The organism is Microbacterium sp. (assembly GCF_047972865.1).
GTDB lineage: Bacteria > Actinomycetota > Actinomycetes > Actinomycetales > Microbacteriaceae > Microbacterium.
The window spans coordinates 1-20,183 of record NZ_JBKEAY010000114.1 but is presented as its reverse complement, the minus strand read 5'-3'; the positions used below and the strand labels follow the sequence as shown (position 1 = coordinate 20,183).

The window sequence follows — 20,183 nt, the reverse complement described above, 5'->3', positions numbered from 1 at the left end:
GCTTCCTGCTGGCCGACGAGCCAGGGCTCGGCAAGACCGCCGAGTCGGTGCTGGCAGCCTCGGTCGCGGGCGCGTATCCGCTGCTGGCCGTTGTCCCCAACGTCGTCAAGATGAACTGGGCCCGCGAGGTGGAGCGGTGGACGCCGCAGCGCCGCGCGACGGTCATCCACGGCGACGGCGACGAGGTCGACGCGTTCGCGGACGTGTTCATCGTCAACTACGAGGTGCTCGACCGGCACCTGTCGTGGCTGAGCTCGCTCGGTCTGAAGGGCCTCGTCGTCGACGAGGCGCACTTCATCAAGAACCTCTCCTCGCAGCGGTCGCAGAACGTGCTGGCGCTGGCCAGCCGGGTGCGCGAGCAGGTGCGTCACCCGCTCATGCTCGCCCTGACCGGAACCCCGCTGATCAACGACGTCGAGGACTTCGACGCGATCTGGCGCTTCCTCGGCTGGACCAACGGCGAGAAGCCCGGCCGCGAACTGATGGGCAAGCTCGACGCGACCGGGCTCACCCCGGCGGACAAGGCGTTCTATCCCGAAGCGAGGGACGCGGTCATCTCGATGGGTATCGTGCGGCGTAAGAAAAAGGATGTCGCCGCCGATCTGCCCGACAAGCTCATCGCCGACCTGCCGGTGGAACTGGACGACGAGTTCGGCCGGTCGATCCGCGCCGCCGAGCAGGAGCTGGGCGAGCGGCTCGCAGCCAAGTACCGCCGGATCATCGAGGCGCGCGGCGACACCGTCGTCTACGGCGAGGTGGACGAGGACATCGTCCGCCTGGTCGCCGAGGGCGAGCTGGAGGAGTCGCGCGGGGCCGGTACCGGCGGCGACAACGTGTTCACCATGGTGCGCCGCATCGGCCAGGCCAAGGCGGTCCTGGCGGCCGACTACGCCGCGCAGTTGCAACGGTCGGTCGGCAAGGTGGTGTTCTTCGCCAAGCACATCGACGTCATGGATGCCGCCGAGCACCACTTCGCGGCGGCGGGCCTGCGCACCGTCTCGGTGCGTGGCGATCAGACCACTCCCGCACGGCAGGGCGCGATCGACGCGTTCAACAACGACCCGGAGGTCGCCGTCGCGGTGTGTTCGCTGACCGCGGCGGGCGTCGGGGTGAACCTGCAGGCCGCCTCCAACGTGGTGCTCGCGGAGCTGTCGTGGACGGCGGCGGAGCAGACGCAAGCGATCGACCGGGTGCACCGGATCGGTCAGGACGAGCCGGTCACGGCGTGGCGGATCATCGCGGCGCACACGCTCGACACGAAGATCGCCGAGCTGATCGACTCCAAGGAAGGACTCGCCGCCCGCGCCCTCGACGGTGTCGGGACCGGCCCCGACTCGGGAGACTCGGTGCAGTTGTCCGCGTTGCAGCATCTGCTGCGCCAGGCGCTCGGCGCTGTGTGACGTTCCCGTGTGGCACCACGGTGCACGCGGCAGTATTCTCCCAGTGAGGCACCGTTGCCGTCGTTCTACCCGACTGCCCCAAAGGACCCCCACATCATGAAGATCGGCATCCTCACCTCCGGCGGCGATTGCCCCGGCCTGAACGCGGTCATCCGCGGCATCGTTCTGAAGGGAACCACCGCCTACGACGTCGACTTCGTCGGCATCCGCGACGGATGGCGCGGCGTGGTCGACGGCGACTTCTTCCCGTTGACCCGGCACGAGGTGAAGGGGCTGTCGAAAGTCGGCGGGACCATCCTCGGCACCAGCCGCACCAACCCGTACGAGGGCTCGCGCGGTGGCGCCGAGAACATCTCCAAGACGCTCTACGGGCACCGCATCGACGGCATCGTCGCAATCGGCGGGGAGGGCACGCTCGCGGCCGCCGCGCGGCTCGCGGACGACGGCATCAACGTGCTCGGTGTCCCCAAGACCATTGACAACGACCTGCGTGCTACCGACTACTCGTTCGGGTTCGACACCGCCGTCAACATCGCCACCGACGCGATGGACCGGTTGCGCACGACGGGGGACTCGCACCAGCGCTGCATGGTCGCCGAGGTGATGGGCCGCCACGTCGGCTGGATCGCACTGCACGCAGGCATCGCGGCCGGCGCGCATGTCATCTGCATCCCGGAGGTCCCGCTCTCGCTCGACGAGATCACCGAGCAGGTGCTCAAGGCCCACGATCGCGGACGTGCGCCGCTGGTCGTCGTCTCGGAGGGGTTCAAGCTCAGCGGCATGGACGAGGCGTTCAGCGACAAGGGTCTCGACGCCTTCAACCGGCCGCGTCTGGGCGGCATTGGCGAGGTGCTCGCACCCGAGATCGAGCGCATCACGGGAATCGAGACGCGCGCGACGGTACTGGGACACATCCAGCGCGGAGGATCGCCGTCGGGCTTCGACCGCGTGCTGGCCACGCGCCTGGGGCTGCACGCCGCCGACGGTGTCGTGGCGGAGTCGTGGGGCCAGATGGTGGCGCTTCGCGGCACCGACATCGTCACGGTGCCGTTCGCCGAGGCGCTCGGCGAACTCAACACCGTGCCCGTGCACCGCTACGAGGAAGCCGCTGCGCTGTTCGGGTGACGCGCGTGCCCGCTGCGTGCCACCGGCCGTCTCCGCCGGACGGAGGATCCGCGCTAGTGGCGTCCAGGGGCCCCGCACGTCACGCAACCGGCCGTGATCAGGTCGGCGATGCTCGCCAGCTGTGCGTCGCCCGGGATGTCCCCGACGACGTAGATCGCGTAGAACAGGGCCCCTCCCAGAAGACGGTGGATGGCGGTGACATCGGGAAGGTCGTGTAGTTCCCCCCGCTCGACGGCTCGTTCCAGAACGGCCCTGACCTCGTCGATCTCGCCGACGACGAAGGCCTCGTGGAGCCGGTCGGCGAGGGCGGGTGACTCACCGATCTCAACGACGACGTGCGCGGTGACCTCACGGGTCACCGGCGCGCTCATGTCATCCCGGATCGATGTGGCCAGGGCCAGCAGGTCACCCCGCAGCGTGCCGGTGTCGGGGGTCGGGCCGGGCGTCGCATACGCGGTGGAGCCGAGGAGCAGTTCTGCCTTCGACCGGTAGCGGCGGTAGATCGCGGCCTTGCCGCGGGGCAGGTGCTCGCAGAGCCCGCCGCGCGATTGATCGTGGGTGCGCGCGGTCGGGCGCCGGAGCAGCTCGCCTCGGCAGAGGTGCTCGCGCTGGATCTCGCCTCGCTCGACGGCGTGTGCCGACTCGTACACGATCTCGGGCAGAGCCTGGATGGTCGCCGGATCGACGCCCTGGTACTGAACGCCGGAATGCTGCGGGGCGATGTGGCCGCGCGGACCGGTGACGGCTACGAGACGACGTTCGCCGTCAATCACCTGGCGCATTACCTCCTGATTCGACTGCTCCTGGACCAGCTGGCAGACACCGCGACCGTCACGATCACGACCAGCGGCACCCATGATCCGGCCGAGAGGTCCGGCCTTCCGGTGCCCCGGCACGCCGACGCCTCCCTGCTCGCTCACCCGGAACGCGAACCCGTGCGCGAGAGGCCCGGGATCGCCGGCAGGCGCGCCTACGCCGCCTCCAAGCTGTGCTGCCTGCTCACGGTGCGGGGGCTGACGGCCCTGCCGGAGGTGAGGCAACGGGGGATCGTTGGCATCGCCTTCTGCCCCGGCCAGACGCCCGGCACCCACCTCGTGCGGGCGATGCCGCTGCCGCTGCGGGTGGGCTGGGCAGCACTGGGCGGCCCTCTCGGAGTGCTGGCGCCGAAGGTGAACCGCCCAGAGACGGCGGGGGCCGCGCTGGCCGACCTGGCACTCAGCCGACGCGCGCCACGCGACGGGGCGTACTACGCCGCGCTGAGAAGGGAAAGCTCGTGTGGAAGGAGCCGTCGGCGGTGGCGCGCAGCGAAGAGGCCCGGGACCGCCTGTGGAATGACAGCGCAGGCTTGGTGGGACTCTGCCGCCGCCCGTGCGGCCGGTCAGCGGGGGCGACACGTGTGGGCGGCGGATCGGCGACGAGCGGTTCTGCGCCGACCTTCCGCGGGGGACCCGGGGCCTGTGCGCCACCCCGGGGCCGGGTCGTCGCGCGTCAGACGTCGGCGATGCAACAGCCACGCGAGCTCGAAGGCGCGCTCGCGCCAGGCGTTGTAGCGCCCAGAGACGCCACCGTGCCCGGCGACCATCTCGCACCGCAGCAGGGGTGTCGCTGCGCGGGACCGACATCGTGCGGGTACCGTTCGCAGATGCCCTCGGCGAGCTGAACACGGTGCCCCGGTACCGTTACGACGAGGCGGCTGCGCTCTTCGGCTGACACGCAGGGCGGCGACGTCGTGAGGGCGTACTGAGCGGGCGTGCCGCCGACCATGTTTCGTTGCGCGGCCAAAAGAGCGGCCGTGATGGCACGGTCGTGGGAACCGACCTCAGCGCCCACGGAAGATCGGCGATGGATGTTGCGACGATGATGTGCAAGCGCCCCGCTGTTGACGTGTTTCAGCGGCAGTCAGGCTGCCACCACGCGGGCCCGCACCTCGCGTGGAGGTCAGATCCCGTTCTTGTGCACGCGGTCGACGGTGACCTTCACCATGACGCGTTCGGTCTGGATCGGGTTCGCGTAGTCGGCCCCGGTGTACACCCGCGACAGTCCGTCGATGTGGGCGCGGGCTTCGGGCCCGGTGACGGTCTCGGCGACGTGGCCGCGGGCTTCGACGTACTGATAGGGGTCAGCCGCGTTCCATACCGTGATCGTGACGCGCCCGTCACGCTCGATGTCGCGGAACTTGGCGCGGTGCACCTCAGTGTTGAACCGGAGATGATCGTCGTCGGCGTCGATCCACATGATGTGGGTGCGGGGCTGGCCGCTGGCCGTGAGGGTGGTCAGGGCGCCGAAGTTCGCGCCGTTCGCGAGGGTTGAAAGATCGGAGTCGAGTGGCATGGCGGATGAAACCGCATCGGTGCGCGGGCTATTCCGTGTCGCCGATGGGAGAACCGCGGTTGCGGTCAACATCCGGCGGCAGCGGGCGACTCGCCTCCGACAAGGCTGATGCGACGATCCGGCTGGAATCGATCGACGGCGGAAAGGAGCGGACTTGCGAGGGGAGTGTCGAGGCCGAGTTTCTGCTCGTGGACGCGCGGCGGCATGTCGAGCAGTGCGCCGGTCGTGCTGGTGGCTTGAACGATCCGGCCGACAGTTGGTGATCTTCTGAGGGAATGCGACTTCAACTGTGAACTGCATGAATCGCTGTGACTGCGGTCGTGGCTATCGTGTGCATGGCCCGGTGTGTGCCGCAGAGATAAGGAGGGTGCGCAAGATGGCCTTGGACGACCGCTACTCGGTGCTCTTCGAACCCGTGCGGATCGGGCCGAAGACCGCCAAGAACCGGTTCTGGTGCACTCCCCATGCGATCGGATTCGGCTCCGACAACCCGGGGTCGGCGGCTGCGTATCGTGGCATGAGGGCTGAAGGCGGCTGGGGTGTCGTCTTCACCGAGGCAACCACGATCGCCCCCGAGACGGACAAGACCCCCCACCGCATGTCGCGCCTGTGGGACGCGGGCGACGTGCGCAACCAACGCCACAGGCGGCACTGGAGAAGGTGCTTCCCGAGATCGAGGTCATCGCCGTCGATACCCACGACTGGAACAGTGACGAGTTCTCCGATGGGACATCGATGACCGCGGATCCCGGGTGGATATCCAGTGGCGACTGTCGCGCGTTCGCGGCGCCCCACGGTTGCGTCTACTTCGCCGGCGCGGACCACTCGCTGCAGTGGACCGGTTGGATGGAGGGTGCCGTTCGGAGCGGATTGGTCGCCGCCGCAAGGGTGCACGAAGACTTGGCGAACGCTGCGCCCTGACGGGCAGGCAGCAGCGCGCCCCGCGCATCGGTATTCTCCGTCGCCCCTGCCTCGCGTGAGATTCCTCTCATCCAGCGAACGACGTCGTCACCGCCCTGCGCTGATCGAACACCAGGGACTCCGGCCCGCGTCGGCATCGTGAGCCACTCTTGGATGATCCACCCGTCCGTTCGTGGATGCCCTCGGCGAGCTGAACATGGTGCCCCGGTACCGTTACGATGAGGCGGTTGCGCTCTTCGGTTGACCGACCCGCAGCATCATGCCGCGCAGTTCGTATCCGGCGATCACGTCGTTCCACCCCAGCCGGGGCGGCGCCGTCAACGTGACGTCGTGGGCGAGGAGCGTCCGTAGCAGCACATCGGCTTCCTGCAGCGCGAGTGCGTTGCCGGGGCATTTGTGCGCACCGTCGCCGAAGCTCAGCGCCTCCGCGCCGACCCCCTGGGGAGTCGGCCGCCCCGGGCACAGCCGCAGTCCATCGTCGCCGACGTCGGCGTTGGCGGGCCGGACGAACAGGTCGATGAGCGCTCCTTCGGGCACGGTGAACGCACCCTCCGCGCCGTCGAGGCGGATATCGCGGGTGGCGCGCCGGTGCAGATGGCCGACGACGGGCTCGAGCCGGAGAACCTCGGCGAGGATCGCGGCCCGTCGTTCGGCGTCGGCGGACGTGAACTCCGCGCGCAGAGCCGGCCGCTCCAGCAGGTGCCACGCGGCCATCGAGATGAACTCGCGTGTGGTCACCATTCCGGCGGCGGCCACGGTGAGCACCTCGATGAGGACGTCGATGTCGCTGCACCCCTCGGCGACCAGGTGGGAGATGATGTCGTCGTGTGGCTCGCGGCGGCGCGATCGGGCGGCGGGGCGTACGTCTTTGAGGTGGAACCACCACAGGTGGCGCTGCGCGGTCGCCAGCTGGCCCACGCGCGCGAGTCTGCTGCGCACGGCATCGGGGGCGACGTGCCCGATGGAGAAGAAGCGCTCCAGCCGTGCCGTCATCGCGTCACGGTCGCTGGCGGTAAGGCCGATCACTTCCGCCGCGATGTCGACGGAGAAGCGCAAGGACACGTCGGCCAGATCCACCTCGTCGGCGGCGGCCATCTCGTCGACCAGTTCCCGCGCGCGCCGCTCCATGAGCTCGCGGTAGTTCTCCGACACGGCCTTCGGCGTGAGGAAGCGTGCGACCTGCCGCCGCTGTCGCCGGTGCGCGTCGCGGTCGGCGAACAGGAGCGGCGGACGGGTGGGCGCGCGCCGCACGTCTTCGGCGTTGAATCCGGCCTGGACTGTCGCGTGGGGCTCGCGCAGCAGGGCGCGAGCGGTGGCCAGCGACCGCACCCGCCAGACGCCATCGACCGCGTCGACGGGAGGATCCTGGGCCTCGCCGAGCCGGATGCTCTTGCGGTCGGAGGCGGGACAGGTGTCAGTCATCGGCGAGCCTCAGGACGTCCAGCAGCCACGCCAGCTCGAATGCGCGTTGGTGCCACGCGTTGTATCGACCGCTCACCCCACCGTGGCCGGCGACCATCTCGCAACGCAGGAGCGCGTCGGCACCGACCTCGCGCAGCCGGGCCACCCACTTCGCCGGCTCGACGTAGAGGACGCGGGTGTCGTTCAGGGAGGTCGTGGCGAGGATGCGCGGGTAGGGGACCTTCGCGCGGACGTTCTCGTAGGGGGAGTAGGACTTCATGTACGCGTAGACGTCGGGGTCATGGAGCGGGTCGCCCCACTCATCCCACTCGATGACCGTCAGTGGCAGCGACGGGTCGAGGATCGTCGTCAGCGCGTCGACGAACGCGACATCGGCGAGGATGCCAGCGAACAGCTGCGGTGCGAGATTGGCGACGGCGCCCATGAGGAGTCCGCCCGCCGAACCACCCTCGGCAACGAGGCGTTCGGGCGCGGTGATGCCGGCATCGACCAGATGCTGCGCACAGGCGATGAAGTCGGTGAAGGTGTTGCGCTTGTGGTCGAGCTTGCCCCCTTCGTACCACTGACGGCCCATCTCGCCGCCACCGCGCACGTGCGCGACGGCGAACACGACGCCGCGGTCGAGCAGGGACAAGCGCGCCACCGAGAACCCCGGATCGATCGAGTGCTCGTACGATCCGTAGCCGTACAGATGCACCGGGCGGGCGCCGTCGGCCGGGTCGCCGAACGAGCGCTTCCAGACCAGCGAGATCGGGACCTGCGTGCCGTCGTCGGCCCGCGCCCACAGCCGTCGCTGCCCGTAGTCGGCGGGGTCGTAGCCGCCCAGTACCGGTTGCTGCTTGCGCAGCAGGAACTCGCCCGTTGCGACGACGTAGTCGTAGACGGTTCCCGGCGTCACGAACGATCCGTAGCCCAGGCGCAGCATCGGCGGCGCCCACTCGGGGTTGCCGGAGGCGCCGACCGCGTAGAGCGGCTCCGCGAACTCGATCTCGCGCAGATCGTTCGCCGCATAGTCCAGCAGTGCGAGGCGAGGCAGGCCCTCCCGTCGATAGGACACGACGCCCCAGTCGCGGAACGCCGACATGTGCAGCAGGCGCCGGCCCGGTTCGTGGGGGAGGACGACCTCTCGCGGCCCCTCCGGGTCGTCGGCGCGCACGCGCACCAACTCGAAGTCCAGGGCGTTGTCGTTGTGCAGCACGTAGAGCTCGTCGACGCCGTCGACGATCGCGTGCGTCACGGAGTACTCCACGCCCTCGCGACGCGGCCACACCGAGCGGGGCTCGGCACGTAGGTCGTCGGCGGGGACCAGCAGCTCCTCGCTGGTGATCGACGACCCGATCTCGATCATCAGGTATCGCTCGCTTCGACTGAATCCCGCGCCCACCCAGAATCGCTCGTCGGGCTCGTGGAACAGCGTCGTGTCCGCACGGGACGGGGTGCCGACCTCGTGCAACCACACCGTGTCGGGGCGCCAGGCGTCGTCGACGGTCGTGTAGATGACGTGGCGACCATCGGGGGAGAGGGTGGCGCCGGAGAAGGTCCCCTCGATGGTGTCGTCGAGGTCGGCGCCGGTCGTGAGGTCGCGCACGCGCAGCGTGTACCGCTCGTCGCCGGCGACGTCGATCCCCCACAGGAGCCGCTCCCCGTCGCTGGACACGTCGAACGTGCCGAGCGAGAAGAACTCTTGCCCGGCGGCCTCGGCGTTGTCATCGAGCAGCACCTGCTCGCCGGGGACCTCGACGCCGGGATCGAGCACCGGCGGCGTCCAGTCGTCTTCCGACCGGAGCGGTGCCCGGCAGTGGATGCCGTACTGCTGACCGGCCACGGTGCGGCTGTAGTACCACCATCGGCCGTGGCGCGACGGCACCGACAGGTCGGTCTCCTGGGTGCGTGACTTGATCTCGTCGAAGATGCGCTCCCGCAACGGGGCGAGATGAGCGGTCCGCGCATCCGTGTAGGCGTTCTCGGCCTCCAGGTGCGCGCGCACCCGGTCGTCGTCCTTGTCGCGCAGCCACTCGTAGGGGTCGGCGAACGTGTCGGAGTGATGCGCGCGAAGCGTCGGGCGGCGGTCGGCGATCGGAGCGGCAGGCTGAGGTGCGGTCACGTGTCCACCGTAACCGCACCCCCGGACGCAATGAGCGTTCTGGTGTCCTGGCTATCGGCGACCCCGCGGGTGTGACAGGATACTGAGTGGTCCGGTTGCCGGACAGTGAACCCACGGTGAACTCTTCGTTCGCGCCCGCCGATGCGAGTCGGCATCCTCCCTCGCACCTCAGACGGAAGGTCACCTGTGGAGATCGCCCCCTTGATCATCCTGCTGGTCATCGCACTTGCTCTCTTCTTCGACTTCACGAACGGCTTTCACGACACCGCGAACGCCATGGCGACGCCGATCGCGACGGGGGCGCTGAAACCCCGCACCGCGGTGCTGCTGGCGGCCGGCCTCAACCTTGTGGGCGCGTTCTTGTCCACCGAGGTCGCCAAGACCATCTCCGGCGGCATGATCCGTGAAGAGGAGCTGTCGGCAGCGATCTTCCCGGCGATCATCTTCGCGGGGCTGGTCGGCGCGATCACGTGGAACATGCTGACCTGGTTGCTGGGACTGCCCTCCAGTTCGTCGCACGCGCTGTTCGGCGGGCTGATCGGCGCCACCCTCGTCGGCGCGAGTGCGTCCGCCATCGACTTCGGCGTCGTGCTGTCGAAGGTCGTGCTGCCCGCGGTGATCGCGCCGCTGACGGCGGGACTGATCGCGTTCACCGTGACCCGGATCGCGTACGCGGTCACGCGGCGGTACGACTCCAAGCCCGACGGGCGGGACGGCTTCCGATGGGGGCAGATCTTCACCTCTTCGCTCGTCGCGCTCGCACACGGCACCAACGATGCGCAGAAGACGATGGGGGTCATCACGCTCGCGCTGATCACGGTGGGCTGGCAGTCCGCGGCCCATCACGAGCCGCAGCTGTGGGTGATCGTGGCGTGTGCGTTCACGATCGCGCTCGGCACGTACATGGGCGGATGGCGCATCATCCGTACCCTCGGCAAGGGGCTCACTGACGTGAAACCCGCCCAGGGCTTCTCGGCCGAGGCCTCGACGGCCTCCACGATCCTCGCCTCCAGTGCGCTCGGTTTCGCGCTGTCGACGACGCAGGTCGCGTCGGGGTCGGTGATCGGTTCGGGTCTGGGCCGGCGCGGCTCGACCGTGCGCTGGCGCACCGCCGGGCGCATCATGATCGGCTGGGTACTCACTCTTCCGGCCGCTGGCGCCGTCGGTGCGCTCGCCGCCGGTCTCGTGCTGTGGCTCGGTCAGCTGGTCGGGGTGATCGTCGGCGCTGTCGCAGCGGTCGCGATCGTGCTCGGCATCTTCCTGCGGTCGCGGCGCAACGAAGTCAACCACGCCAACGCGATGAGTGAGGTGGCCGATTCCGGACGTGCCGTGAAGGTGCCGCGCCGGCCGTCGCCGACGCGGCGGCAGCGCCGGGCGCAGCGGGAGCAGAAGCAGCAGTCCCGCGGGAAGGCCGCCTCCACGCACGAGACGGAAGGGGGCGAACGATGACCGTCTCGATCGACTGGCTCGCCTTCGTCCAGGTCTTCGTGGCCGCGCTGGCGGGCGCGGCGATCGTCGTGACGTGCTATGCCGTGGGCCTGCGCCTGCTCGTGCGCGCCGGGCGCGCCCCCGTGGTCGCGCCCGCCGAGTTCACCGACGCCATCACGGTCGTGAGCGACAAGGACCTCGCGCGGGCGGCGAAGGCGGCCGCGAAGGCCGCGAAGAAGAGCCCGCTCACCGTCGGCCAGAAGCGGCTGGCCTACATCGGCGCCCTGGCCTCCTTCGGCGTCGCCGGTCTCGCCGTGCTCGGCGGCCTGCTGCTGATCCTGTTCAACCACTGAGGCCGCGCACCAATCCGCACAACTCCGGCAATCTGCACAACTGCGGAGCGTGTCAGCATCCTGCGTCCGGGATAGTGCAGATTTCCGCGACTGTGCGGGCTCCCTGTTCCGAATAGGGTGAGCGGCATGGATGTCGTGCAGTTCGGCCGGTACGCCCCCGCTGAGCGAGTGATCGTGCATCTCAGCGATACGCACTTCCTCGCCGGCAACGCCCCGCTGGCCGGTCGCATCGACACGGCAGCGAACCTGGCCGCCGCGTTGGCAGCCGTCGCTGCGACGGGGGTGCGGCCGGATGCTCTCGTCTTCACCGGCGATCTCACCGACCTGGGCGAACCTGCCGCGTACCGGGAACTGCGCGACGTGGTCGAGCCGTTCGCTGCCGCGCTGGGAGCCCCCGTCGTGTGGGTGGCAGGCAATCACGACGAGCGGCCGACGCTGCGCGAGGGCCTGCTCCGCGGGGCGCCGTCGGCCGACCCTGTGACCGGGGTGTGGGACCTTCGCGGGCTGCGGCTGATCGCTGTGGACACCAGCGTTCCGGGCTGGCACCACGGCGAGATCGACGAGCCGCAGCTGCGCTGGCTCGACGACCAGCTGTCCACCCCGGCACCGCACGGCACGCTCCTCGCGCTGCACCACCCGCCGTTGCCCAGTCATGTTCCGCTATTCGACGTTCTGGAGCTGCGCGGTCAGGACCGACTTGCGGAGGTCATTGCGAACCGGGATGTGCGCGGCATCCTCGGCGGGCACTTGCACTATTCCATGAGCGGCACGTTCGCCGGTGTCCCGGTGTCGGTGGCGGCCGCGACCTGCTACACGATGAACGTGCAGCGTCCGCCGGCCCGGGTCAACGGGATGGATGCCGGGCAGTCGTTCCACCTCGTGCACATCTACGACGAGACCATCACGCACACCGTCGTGCCGGTCGCCGCCGCCGCGACCGCCGATACGTTCGACGAGGCGTGGATCGCCCGGATGGCCGCCCTCAGCCCCCAAGAACGTCTGGAACAGTTCTCGCGGAAGCGCTGAGGCATCCGCCTCGATGGTGCATCCGCTGTCGCCGGCTGTACGCCGTGTCGAACTCGGCCGTCGCGGCGCGTGGATAGGCTCGGGTGACCCACCTCGGCGCGAGCGACCGAGCAGTGACCACCCACAAGGAAGGCACGATGACTCAGGACGCGGCGATGCGCACCGAATCCGACTCTCTGGGATCGATGGAGATCCCCGCCGACGCATATTGGGGCATCCACACCGCCCGGGCCTTGGCGAACTTCCCGATCTCGCAGCGGCCCATCTCGGTGTACGCCGACCTTGTCCGCGGCCTCGCGATCGTCAAACAGGCCTCCGCGAGAGCGAACCGCGACATCGGGGTGCTCGACGCCGAGCGGGCCGACCTCATCGACCGCGCGGCGCAGCGCGTGATCGACGGCGAGTTCCACGAGCAGTTCGTCGTGGGGGTCATCCAGGGCGGGGCCGGCACGTCGACGAACATGAACGCCAACGAAGTCATCACCAATATCGCGTTGGAGCTGGCCGGGCGACCCAAAGGCGACTACGGATTCCTGTCGCCGATCGACCACACCAACCGCAGTCAGTCCACCAACGACGTGTATCCCACTGCGATCAAGGTGGGGCTCTCCCTCGATCTGCGCTCGTTGCTGGCGGAACTCGACCTGCTGCGCACCGCCTTCCTGCACAAGGCCGCCGAGTTCCACGACGTCTTGAAGATCGGGCGCACGCAGATGCAGGACGCCGTGCCGATGACCCTCGGCCAGGAGTTCCACGGGTTCGCCAGCAGTCTCGGCTTCGACCACCAGCGGATGACCGAGAACGCACGCCTGCTCTACGAGATCAACATGGGGGCCACCGCCATCGGCACCGGCATCACGACCCATCCCGCCTATGCGCCGACCGTCCTGCAGCGCCTTCGGGAGATCTCCGGACTCGACCTGGTCACCGCCGACGATCTCGTGGAGGCCACCAGCGACACCGGGTCGTTCATGTCGTTCTCCGCCTCGCTCAAGCGCAACGCGATCAAGCTGTCGAAGATCTGCAACGACCTGCGGCTGCTCTCCAGCGGCCCCCAGGCGGGGCTCGGCGAGATCAACCTTCCCGCACAGCAGGCGGGGTCGTCGATCATGCCGGGCAAGGTGAACCCGGTGATCCCCGAGGTCGTCAACCAGGTCGCCTTCGCTGTCGCGGGAGCCGACCTCACGGTCACGATGGCGGCCGAGAGCGGCCAACTGCAGCTGAACGCGTTCGAGCCGGTGATCGCGCACTCGCTGTTCCAGTCCATCACCTGGATGCGCCGCGCGATGTGGACGCTGCGGGTCAATTGCGTGGACGGCATCACCGCGAACCGCGAGCGGCTGGGTGCGATGGTCGGTTCGTCCGTCGGAGTCGTGACGGCGCTGACCCCCTACATCGGGTACGCGGCGGCGGCCGCGCTGGCCAAGACGGCGCTGCTGACGGGGCGCAACATCGCCGATCTCGTGGTCGAAGCGGGACTCATGTCGCGTGCGGAGGTGGACAAGCAGCTCTCGCCCGCGCGGCTGTCGGGGCTCGAAGCGGTGACGCAGACGATCCCGATCGTGCGACCGGCCGAGAACGTCGTGGAGGGCCGCTGACTTTGCGTGCGCGCGCCGGCACTCGGTAGCGTCGGAGGGTATCTGGCCCCCAGGCCCATTCGGAGGGAACCCAATGACCGACCCGCAGAACCCGACGCCGTCGAACGAGACGCCCGCTTATCAGCCGGCACCGCCCGCCCCCGAACAGCCCGCGCCGGGCTATCAGGCCGCGCCGCAGGGGAGCCAGCCGGGCCGGACGCTCGGCATCGTCGGGCTGATCTTCGCCTTCTTCATGCCGATTGTCGGTCTGATCCTCGCCTACATCGGGCGCTCGCAGAGCCGGAAGGCCGGCATCGCGAACACCCCGGCCAAGGCCGGGATCATCGTCGGCTGGATCGTGTTCGCGTTGCAGTTGATCCTCCTCATCGTCGTGGTGAGCCTGTTCATCGCGGGCCTCAATATGATCTCGGAGGTGTGTGGGGACCTCGGCCCCGGTGAGCACTTGCTCAACGACGGCATCACCACCGTCACCTGTCCCTGACGCGTGCGACGGTGCCGCGCCCGCGCGCGGTGCGGCACCGTTTCGCCACGCCTGAGGTCGCTCGGGAAGGAACACGGAGACGGTGACGACGTATCCCTCGATCCTCGCCCAGGATCCCCACGCCGAGCCGGCGGCGATCCCCGCCGCTCCCGCCCGTGCCGCCGCGTTGCCCGCCGTACCGCGGCGTGGGCGCTCCGCGCCGATGTGGATCTTCGCGTTGCTGGCGGTGGGGCTGATCGGCCTCGTCTCGTACCTGTTGACGTATCTGGGCGGGTTCGCGTCGGTGATCGCGATGGTGCTCGCGCTCATCCCGCTGGCCGGTGTCCTGCTGGCGGTGCGCCTCGTGGACAGGTGGGAGCCGGAACCGACCTCGCTCGTGATCATCGCGGTGGCGTGGGGAGCGATCGTGTCGGTCGGGATCGCTCTGGGCGTCGACGCCGGCCTGTCTCTGATCCTCGGCGCCCGTGAGTCGTTCGCGGCGGAGGCGTTCTCGTCCGTCGTGCAGGCGCCTGTTGTGGAAGAGGCCGCCAAGGGCCTCGGCGTGTTCCTCATCTTCGTGTTCGCGCGGCGGGCGTTCGATGGACCCGTCGACGGGATCGTGTACGGTGCCCTCGTGGGCGCCGGGTTCGCCTTCACGGAGAACATCCTCTACTTCGCCAGCAGCCTGATCGAGCACGGCGTGGAGGGAGCGACGCTGATCTTCTTCCTACGCGGCATCCTCTCCCCGTTCGCGCACGTCATGTTCACGGCGGTCACCGGCTACGCTCTGGGGACCGCGGCGCGCGCCGGGGTGCGACCGGCCGCGGCGGTTGGCACGGCGGCGGGCGGGCTGTTCGGGGCCATCGCGCTGCACGCGCTCTGGAACGGCTCGGCGATGTTCTCCGACTTCTATTCGCTGTACCTGACGCTTCAGGTACCGCTGTTCGCACTGTTCATCATCGGCGTGGTGCTGTTGCTGCGGGAAGAGTCGCGCGTGACGCGGGAACGGCTGGGCGACTACGTGCGCGCCGGCTGGTTCACCACGGCGGAAGTCGACATGCTCGCCACGCGCAGCGGCAGGCGGGGCGCGATCGCCTGGGCGCGCACGCTCCGCGGCGACCGGTCCGATCGCATGCGCGCCTTCATCGTCGACGCGACCGGGCTCGCCGCCGCCCGGCAGCGCGCCATCACCGGCCGAGACCCGCACGCCACCGAGGACGAGCGGGTGTTCCTCGCGCGGGCCGCGGCCGACCGCGCCGCCCTGCTCGCCCCGTGATGGCCGGAGAGGTGTGTCCGAGCACGCGGCTTCGTGCTCGAGTCGTCTGCACAATCCCGGCAATCTGCACAACAACGCACCGGCTCAGCGTCGTGCGTCCGGAGAATTGCAGATTTCCGGGGCTGGGCGGGGGCTCGAACGGGCACGGGCAGGGGAGACAGGCTCCATGGCCGAGCGATCCCAGAGCCGTGGGAGGACGCGGTCGCCGAACCGGGCCCCAGACGCGACTCAGCGCCCGGTGCTGCGGCACTGCCTGCAAACACCCGGGCGCTGAGTTGATCTGCGCCTATTCTTGGGCGCCGCTGCACCCCTTGTCAAGACCTCGAGGCCGATCGAGCGAAGCGGTGTGCGGCCGGCGTGCTTGGATGGATGCATGACTGCTGATCGCACCAAGCCAGAGATCGACGCACCGACCGGAGCTGCACCCGCCGACCTCGTCATCCGTGACGTCATCGTCGGCGACGGCGCCGAGGCGGCGCCCGGCGACACCGTGACCGTCCACTACCTCGGGGTCGAGTTCGACACCGGAGAGGAGTTCGACTCCTCGTGGAGCCGGGGCGAGAGCATCCAGTTCCCGCTGCGCGGTCTCATCCAGGGGTGGCAGGACGGGATCCCCGGGATGAAGGTCGGCGGGAGGCGTGAGCTGGTCATCCCGCCGCACCTGGCTTCCGGCCCGCCCGGCGGTCACTTCCTGGGGGGCAACACGCTCATCTTCGTCATCGACCGGCTCGCGGTCGGCTGAGACGATCACACCTCGGGGACCGGATGCGGCCGCATCCGGTCCCCGAGGTTTATCCGGACGAATGCATTTTGTGGGAATAGCTCGTCGCGGCGCCCCGTTGGCCTTGCTGTGACCGTCGCGATCGTCGCGGCAACCGACCAGGAGAAAATGATGACCGACACGCTCACCGACCTTCCCGGCTTCAAGGCAGGGACGTGGGTCCTCGACCCGTCCCACAGCGACGTCCGCTTCACCGTGCGCCACATGATGATCTCGAAGGTGCGGGGCACCTTCGCCGTCAAGAGCGCGACGCTGACGGCCCCCGAGAACCCGCTGGCGACCTCCCTCACCGCCAGCGCAGACGTCGCGTCGATCGACACCGGCGACGCCGGTCGCGACGAGCACCTGCGCAGTGCCGACTTCTTCGACGTCGAGAAGTTCCCGACCGTCGACTTCGTCTCCAGCGGCGTCCGTTACGCCGGCGGTGACTTCTTCGTCGACGGCGACCTGTCCATGCACGGCGTCACCAAGGCCGTGACGTTCGAGGTCGAGTTCGGCGGATTCGGCGCCGACCCCTTCGGCAACTACAAGGCGGGGGCGACCGCGACGACCGTTGTCGACCGCGAAGAGTTCGGGCTGACCTGGAACGCCGCGCTCGAGACCGGTGGTGTGCTGGTCGGCAAGGACGTCACCATCACGCTCGACCTGCAGTTCGCCCTGCAGGCCTGACTCTCACGGCACCGGGTTCTCGGCGTCGTATCGCCGGAACTGCGGTGTCAACCGCACCAGGACGGTCGCGAGCACGATGATGATGAACCCGCCCAGCAGCGGCGGGAACCAGAGCGTGGTCGCGGTCGCGATGGTACCGGCGTAGAGCGCGCCCATGCGCGGTCCGCCGGTCACCACGACGGTGAACACGCCCTGCAGCCGCCCCCGCATCGCGTCGGGGGCGGCTGCCTGCATCATGGTGTTGCGATAGATGGCGCTGATGTTGTCGGCCGCACCCGCACCCGCCAGAGCCGCGATCGCGGCCACCAGCATGACGACGTTGGCGGAGGCGGCATCGACGGTCGCCGGAGCGGCCACCCCGAGCGCGGCCAGCACCAGCACGACGCCGAAGACGCTGATCATGACACCGAAGGCGATGACGGCCCGCTCGATGCCGAGTCCGTGGTACCGGTAACGCGCCACGGCGCCGGAGAACAGGCTCGACAGCAGCGCACCCACCGCGAAGGCGGCGGTGAGCAGGCCCGCCGTGACGGCGCCGCCGCCGAGCAGCACGGCGCCGATGGCCGGGAACAGTGTGAGCGGCTGCCCGAAGGTCATCGCGACGATGTCGAGCAGGAACTGCAGCCGGATGTTGGGTGCGCGGCGCAAGAACCGCCACCCGTCGACGAGGGAACGCCAGCCGGGGCGCACGATCTCGCCCTGCGGCCGGATGTGCGGCAGCGTCCACAGTCCGAGGAACAGCGCCGACATCAGCACGACGTCGATCGTGTAGGTCCAGCCGTAGCCGGTGAACGCGACCAGCAGACCGGCGGCCGCCGGACCCACCGAGACCATGATTCCCGATGTGATGCCCGCCAGAGCCGACGCCGCCGGGAGCAGTTCGCGGGGGAGCAGTCGGGGAACGATCGACTGCCGAGCAGCCATCACGACCGAGTTGGCGGCCGAATTCACCACGGCGATGGCGTACAGGGCGGCCACCGTCTCGAGGTGAGTCCAGGTCAGCACCATCAAGACCGCGGTGGAGGTGAAGGTGACGGTCGCGGCGATGAGGCCGACGCGCCGGCGGTCGAACGCGTCGGCGAGCATCCCACCGTACAGTCCCGCGAACACCATCGGCACCAGGCCTGCGACCGCGATCATCGATACCGCCAGGGTCGACGCGGTCAGGTCGTACATGTGCAGCATGATCGCGACGATCGTGAGCTGCCCACCGAGGCCGGCCAGCGTCGTGCCGACCCAGAGCCGGGCGAACGCCGCGCTGGTGCGCAGCGGCGTCAGATCGATCAGGTGGTGTCGGCCCAGCCGCGCCGTCACTCGTCGACCTCGACGCGCTTGATCCGGGCGGTGTGCCCGCCCACGATGGTCACGCGTGATGGGGGGACGGTGAAGTGGTCGGCGAGGGCGCGGACGACACCGGCGTTGGCAGCGCCGTCGGCGGCGCGTTCGCGCACGTGCACCACGAGGTGGTCACCGGCATCCTCGACCCGAGGGCCATGCCTGCTGCCGGGCTTGACCCGCACGGTGTACTTCACGGTCCGATCGTATCGGCCTGACCGGTGGGGTAGACTTGTGCGGTTGCCGTCGAACGGCCGCGGATAAAGAGAGCCCACGCGCTAGGCGTTGGGCGCCGCGCAACGAGAAGGAAGGGGATCACCTATGGCACTGGAAGCAGACGTCAAGAAGGCGATCATCGAAGAGTACGCGACGCACCCCGGTGACACCGGATCCCCCGAGGTGCAGGTCGCGATGCTGTCGCAGCGCATCAAGGACCTCACCGAGCACCTCAAGACGCACAAGCACGATCACCACTCGCGCCGCGGCTTGTTCCTGCTCGTCGGTCAGCGCAGGCGACTGCTCGGCTACCTCCAGGACCTCGACATCGAACGCTACCGTTCCCTGATCGAGCGCCTGGGCCTGCGCCGATAAGGAAGGCATCGCACCAGCGTTCAATCGCGCAAAACATTCTTGAGAGGGCCGCCCACGGTGTGGGTGGCCCTCTGTCGTGCGTCGAGTTCGTGAGTCGAGGATGCGACCGCGCGTCCAATCTCGAGGGCGCAGATTCCGACCCGGTGTCGTTCATCCGCCGCGCCGGAAACGGTTGACTTGTCGGTGGGCGACGCCTAGTCGCGATCAAGGACGATCCCGGGAGCAGACATGACCTCGCTGTTCGAACAGATCACGGCAGGAACCGTCTACACCGGTTCCTGGCATCGCGCGCACGGCGGCGTCCACAGCGTGACCGAGGCCGCAACCGGTGCGGTCATCGGCGAGATCGGGGTCGCCGATGCCGACGACGTCACCGCGGCCGGGCGCGGCGCGGTCGCTGCGCAGCCGCGGTGGGAGGAGACCGCGTTTGTGCAGCGGGCTGCTGTGCTGCATCGCGCCGCCGACCATCTGGATGCGCTTACGCGCGAGGAACGCGTCGTGATGCAGCGCGAAGAGGGTGCCACCGCAGCAAAGGTGGACGGCGAGATCCACAAGTGTGTGGAGGAGCTTCGTGCGGCGGCGGCGCTGGTGGACCAACCATGCGGCGAGTTGCTGCCGAGCGTCGACCCGATCGAGTTGTCGATGGCTCGCCGCGTCCCTGCGGGCGTCATCGGTGTCATTGCGCCGTGGAACGCACCGATGCTGCTTGCGATGCGATCGGTCGCCCCTGCTCTCGCGTTGGGCAACTCCGTGCTTCTCAAACCCGACGTGAAGACCGGAATCTCGGGAGGGATCGTCATCGCCCGCGCGTTCGAGGCGGCGGGTCTGCCCGCGGGAGTGTTGCATGTGCTGCCGGGCGGGCCGGCGACGGGCCAGGCGGTCGTCAGTTGTTCGGACATCGACGTGATCTCGTTCACCGGGTCGACCGAGGCTGGGCGCCGCGTCGGCGCGCTCGCAGGTGGGCTTCTCAAGAAGGTCGTCCTGGAGCTCGGCGGCAACAACGCGCTGATCGTCCTCGACGACGCCGATCTGGATCACGCCGTCGAGGCTGCCATCGCCGGCTCGTTGCTGCACCAGGGGCAGATCTGCATGGCGACCGGCCGTCACCTGGTTCACGAATCGATCGCGGACGAATACACGGAGCGACTGCGCGCACACGTCGCCGGGTTGCGGGTAGGCGACCCGACGGCGGCCGATACTCACATCGGACCGCTCATCAATGAAGAACAGGCCCGACGCCTGGGCGACATCGTCGACCGAGCGGTCTCCGAGGGCGCACGCATGCTCGTCGGCGGCCGTCAAGACGGGCCCTTCTTCACCCCCACGCTCCTCGACGATGTCGCGCCCGGGAACGCGGCATTCG

20 protein-coding genes and 1 pseudogene are annotated in these 20,183 nt (G+C 69.1%); 15 read left to right on the top strand and 6 right to left on the bottom strand.

The genetic code is table 11. From position 1 onward, the window contains the following. Both ACK5KK_RS07320 and ACK5KK_RS07315 read left to right on the top strand, forming a co-directional pair. Positions 1 to 1,400 (top strand): DEAD/DEAH box helicase (locus ACK5KK_RS07320; RefSeq protein ID WP_416889431.1); only part of this gene is annotated, 1,400 nt, incomplete at its 5' end. Positions 1,401 to 1,496: 96 nt separating this feature from the next. Beyond that, positions 1,497 to 2,525, top strand: coding sequence for an ATP-dependent 6-phosphofructokinase (locus ACK5KK_RS07315; RefSeq protein WP_416889430.1), 1,029 nt, complete (start codon positions 1,497 to 1,499; stop codon positions 2,523 to 2,525). A 53-nt stretch (positions 2,526 to 2,578) separates the two neighbouring features. On the opposite strand, the gene ACK5KK_RS07310 is transcribed toward ACK5KK_RS07315, so the two are convergent. Beyond that, positions 2,579 to 3,307: a TetR-like C-terminal domain-containing protein gene (locus ACK5KK_RS07310; protein WP_416889429.1), complete on the bottom strand. Its 729-nt coding sequence runs from the start codon at positions 3,305 to 3,307 to the stop codon at positions 2,579 to 2,581. 817 nt (positions 3,308 to 4,124) lie between these two features. Between ACK5KK_RS07310 and ACK5KK_RS07305 the strand changes: the two are divergent. Beyond that, a pseudogene (locus tag ACK5KK_RS07305) lies at positions 4,125 to 4,235 on the top strand (6-phosphofructokinase); the annotation flags it as partial. 228 nt (positions 4,236 to 4,463) lie between these two features. Here ACK5KK_RS07305 and ACK5KK_RS07300 read toward each other — a convergent pair. After that, on the bottom strand, positions 4,464 to 4,856 hold the full coding sequence (locus ACK5KK_RS07300) for a TIGR03618 family F420-dependent PPOX class oxidoreductase (protein WP_416889428.1): 393 nt from the start codon (positions 4,854 to 4,856) through the stop codon (positions 4,464 to 4,466). A gap of 298 nt (positions 4,857 to 5,154) precedes the next feature. On the opposite strand from ACK5KK_RS07300, the gene ACK5KK_RS07295 reads away from it, so the two are divergent. Continuing rightward, a complete protein-coding gene (locus ACK5KK_RS07295; protein WP_416889427.1) occupies positions 5,155 to 5,595 on the top strand; it encodes a hypothetical protein in 441 nt (146 codons plus the stop codon). Next, complete coding sequence (locus tag ACK5KK_RS07290; protein WP_416889426.1) at positions 5,517 to 5,777, top strand: FAD-dependent oxidoreductase; 261 nt, start codon at positions 5,517 to 5,519, stop codon at positions 5,775 to 5,777. The genes ACK5KK_RS07295 and ACK5KK_RS07290 overlap by 79 nt, the downstream gene beginning before the upstream one ends. Before the next feature lie 213 nt (positions 5,778 to 5,990). Here ACK5KK_RS07290 and ACK5KK_RS07285 read toward each other — a convergent pair whose 3' ends face one another. After that, positions 5,991 to 7,199, bottom strand: a complete 1,209-nt coding sequence (locus ACK5KK_RS07285) for a cytochrome P450 (RefSeq protein ID WP_416889425.1) — start codon at positions 7,197 to 7,199, stop codon at positions 5,991 to 5,993. Beyond that, on the bottom strand, positions 7,192 to 9,303 hold the full coding sequence (locus ACK5KK_RS07280; protein WP_416889424.1) for a S9 family peptidase: 2,112 nt from the start codon (positions 9,301 to 9,303) through the stop codon (positions 7,192 to 7,194). The genes ACK5KK_RS07285 and ACK5KK_RS07280 overlap by 8 nt, the downstream gene beginning before the upstream one ends. A gap of 186 nt (positions 9,304 to 9,489) precedes the next feature. On the opposite strand from ACK5KK_RS07280, the gene ACK5KK_RS07275 reads away from it, so the two are divergent. From ACK5KK_RS07275 to ACK5KK_RS07240, 8 genes are all read left to right on the top strand, one after another. Continuing rightward, complete coding sequence (locus ACK5KK_RS07275) at positions 9,490 to 10,752, top strand: anion permease (RefSeq protein ID WP_416889423.1); 1,263 nt, start codon at positions 9,490 to 9,492, stop codon at positions 10,750 to 10,752. Then, entirely contained in the window at positions 10,749 to 11,084 is a 336-nt protein-coding gene (locus tag ACK5KK_RS07270; protein WP_416889422.1) for a peptidase, read from the top strand. Before ACK5KK_RS07275 ends, ACK5KK_RS07270 begins: the two co-directional genes overlap by 4 nt. 126 nt (positions 11,085 to 11,210) lie before the next feature. Next, positions 11,211 to 12,110, top strand: coding sequence for a metallophosphoesterase (locus tag ACK5KK_RS07265; RefSeq protein WP_416889421.1), 900 nt, complete (start codon positions 11,211 to 11,213; stop codon positions 12,108 to 12,110). Positions 12,111 to 12,247: 137 nt separating this feature from the next. After that, on the top strand, positions 12,248 to 13,708 hold the full coding sequence (locus ACK5KK_RS07260) for an aspartate ammonia-lyase (RefSeq protein ID WP_416889420.1): 1,461 nt from the start codon (positions 12,248 to 12,250) through the stop codon (positions 13,706 to 13,708). A gap of 73 nt (positions 13,709 to 13,781) precedes the next feature. Beyond that, positions 13,782 to 14,189 (top strand): DUF4190 domain-containing protein, encoded by a 408-nt coding sequence (locus tag ACK5KK_RS07255; protein WP_416889419.1) that lies wholly within the window; start codon positions 13,782 to 13,784, stop codon positions 14,187 to 14,189. An 82-nt stretch (positions 14,190 to 14,271) separates the two neighbouring features. Further along, positions 14,272 to 15,444 (top strand): PrsW family intramembrane metalloprotease, encoded by a 1,173-nt coding sequence (locus ACK5KK_RS07250; protein ID WP_416889418.1) that lies wholly within the window; start codon positions 14,272 to 14,274, stop codon positions 15,442 to 15,444. 373 nt (positions 15,445 to 15,817) lie between these two features. Continuing rightward, positions 15,818 to 16,186: an FKBP-type peptidyl-prolyl cis-trans isomerase gene (locus ACK5KK_RS07245; RefSeq protein ID WP_416889417.1), complete on the top strand. Its 369-nt coding sequence runs from the start codon at positions 15,818 to 15,820 to the stop codon at positions 16,184 to 16,186. 150 nt (positions 16,187 to 16,336) lie between these two features. Next, positions 16,337 to 16,894 (top strand): YceI family protein, encoded by a 558-nt coding sequence (locus tag ACK5KK_RS07240; RefSeq protein ID WP_416889432.1) that lies wholly within the window; start codon positions 16,337 to 16,339, stop codon positions 16,892 to 16,894. Positions 16,895 to 16,897: 3 nt separating this feature from the next. On the opposite strand, the gene ACK5KK_RS07235 is transcribed toward ACK5KK_RS07240, so the two are convergent. Then, complete coding sequence (locus ACK5KK_RS07235; protein WP_416889416.1) at positions 16,898 to 18,208, bottom strand: MFS transporter; 1,311 nt, start codon at positions 18,206 to 18,208, stop codon at positions 16,898 to 16,900. Next, positions 18,205 to 18,426 carry a DUF167 domain-containing protein gene (locus tag ACK5KK_RS07230; protein ID WP_416889415.1) on the bottom strand — a complete coding sequence of 74 codons (222 nt, stop codon included), beginning with the start codon at positions 18,424 to 18,426 and terminating at the stop codon, positions 18,205 to 18,207. The genes ACK5KK_RS07235 and ACK5KK_RS07230 overlap by 4 nt, the downstream gene beginning before the upstream one ends. Positions 18,427 to 18,550: 124 nt before the next feature. Between ACK5KK_RS07230 and rpsO the strand changes: the two genes are divergently transcribed. Together rpsO and ACK5KK_RS07220 are read left to right on the top strand one after the other, a co-directional pair. Next, positions 18,551 to 18,820: a 30S ribosomal protein S15 gene (rpsO, locus tag ACK5KK_RS07225; RefSeq protein ID WP_416889414.1), complete on the top strand. Its 270-nt coding sequence runs from the start codon at positions 18,551 to 18,553 to the stop codon at positions 18,818 to 18,820. A gap of 228 nt (positions 18,821 to 19,048) precedes the next feature. Beyond that, positions 19,049 to 20,183 (top strand): aldehyde dehydrogenase family protein (locus ACK5KK_RS07220; RefSeq protein ID WP_416889413.1); only part of this gene is annotated, 1,135 nt, incomplete at its 3' end.

What these genes read in the sequence shown, in the direction of transcription:
- ACK5KK_RS07295 (WP_416889427.1), top strand. Translation starts at nt 5,155, where the DNA reads ATGAATCGCTGTGACTGCGGTCGTGGCTATCGTGTGCATGGCCCGGTG.
- ACK5KK_RS07245 (WP_416889417.1), top strand. Translation starts at nt 15,818, where the DNA reads ATGACTGCTGATCGCACCAAGCCAGAGATCGACGCACCGACCGGAGCT.
- ACK5KK_RS07270 (WP_416889422.1), top strand. Translation starts at nt 10,749, where the DNA reads ATGACCGTCTCGATCGACTGGCTCGCCTTCGTCCAGGTCTTCGTGGCC.
- ACK5KK_RS07315 (WP_416889430.1), top strand. Translation starts at nt 1,497, where the DNA reads ATGAAGATCGGCATCCTCACCTCCGGCGGCGATTGCCCCGGCCTGAAC.
- ACK5KK_RS07260 (WP_416889420.1), top strand. Translation starts at nt 12,248, where the DNA reads ATGACTCAGGACGCGGCGATGCGCACCGAATCCGACTCTCTGGGATCG.
- ACK5KK_RS07285 (WP_416889425.1), bottom strand. Translation starts at nt 7,199, where the DNA reads ATGACTGACACCTGTCCCGCCTCCGACCGCAAGAGCATCCGGCTCGGC.
- ACK5KK_RS07240 (WP_416889432.1), top strand. Translation starts at nt 16,337, where the DNA reads ATGACCGACACGCTCACCGACCTTCCCGGCTTCAAGGCAGGGACGTGG.
- ACK5KK_RS07265 (WP_416889421.1), top strand. Translation starts at nt 11,211, where the DNA reads ATGGATGTCGTGCAGTTCGGCCGGTACGCCCCCGCTGAGCGAGTGATC.
- ACK5KK_RS07310 (WP_416889429.1), bottom strand. Translation starts at nt 3,307, where the DNA reads ATGCGCCAGGTGATTGACGGCGAACGTCGTCTCGTAGCCGTCACCGGT.
- ACK5KK_RS07300 (WP_416889428.1), bottom strand. Translation starts at nt 4,856, where the DNA reads ATGCCACTCGACTCCGATCTTTCAACCCTCGCGAACGGCGCGAACTTC.
- rpsO (WP_416889414.1), top strand. Translation starts at nt 18,551, where the DNA reads ATGGCACTGGAAGCAGACGTCAAGAAGGCGATCATCGAAGAGTACGCG.
- ACK5KK_RS07255 (WP_416889419.1), top strand. Translation starts at nt 13,782, where the DNA reads ATGACCGACCCGCAGAACCCGACGCCGTCGAACGAGACGCCCGCTTAT.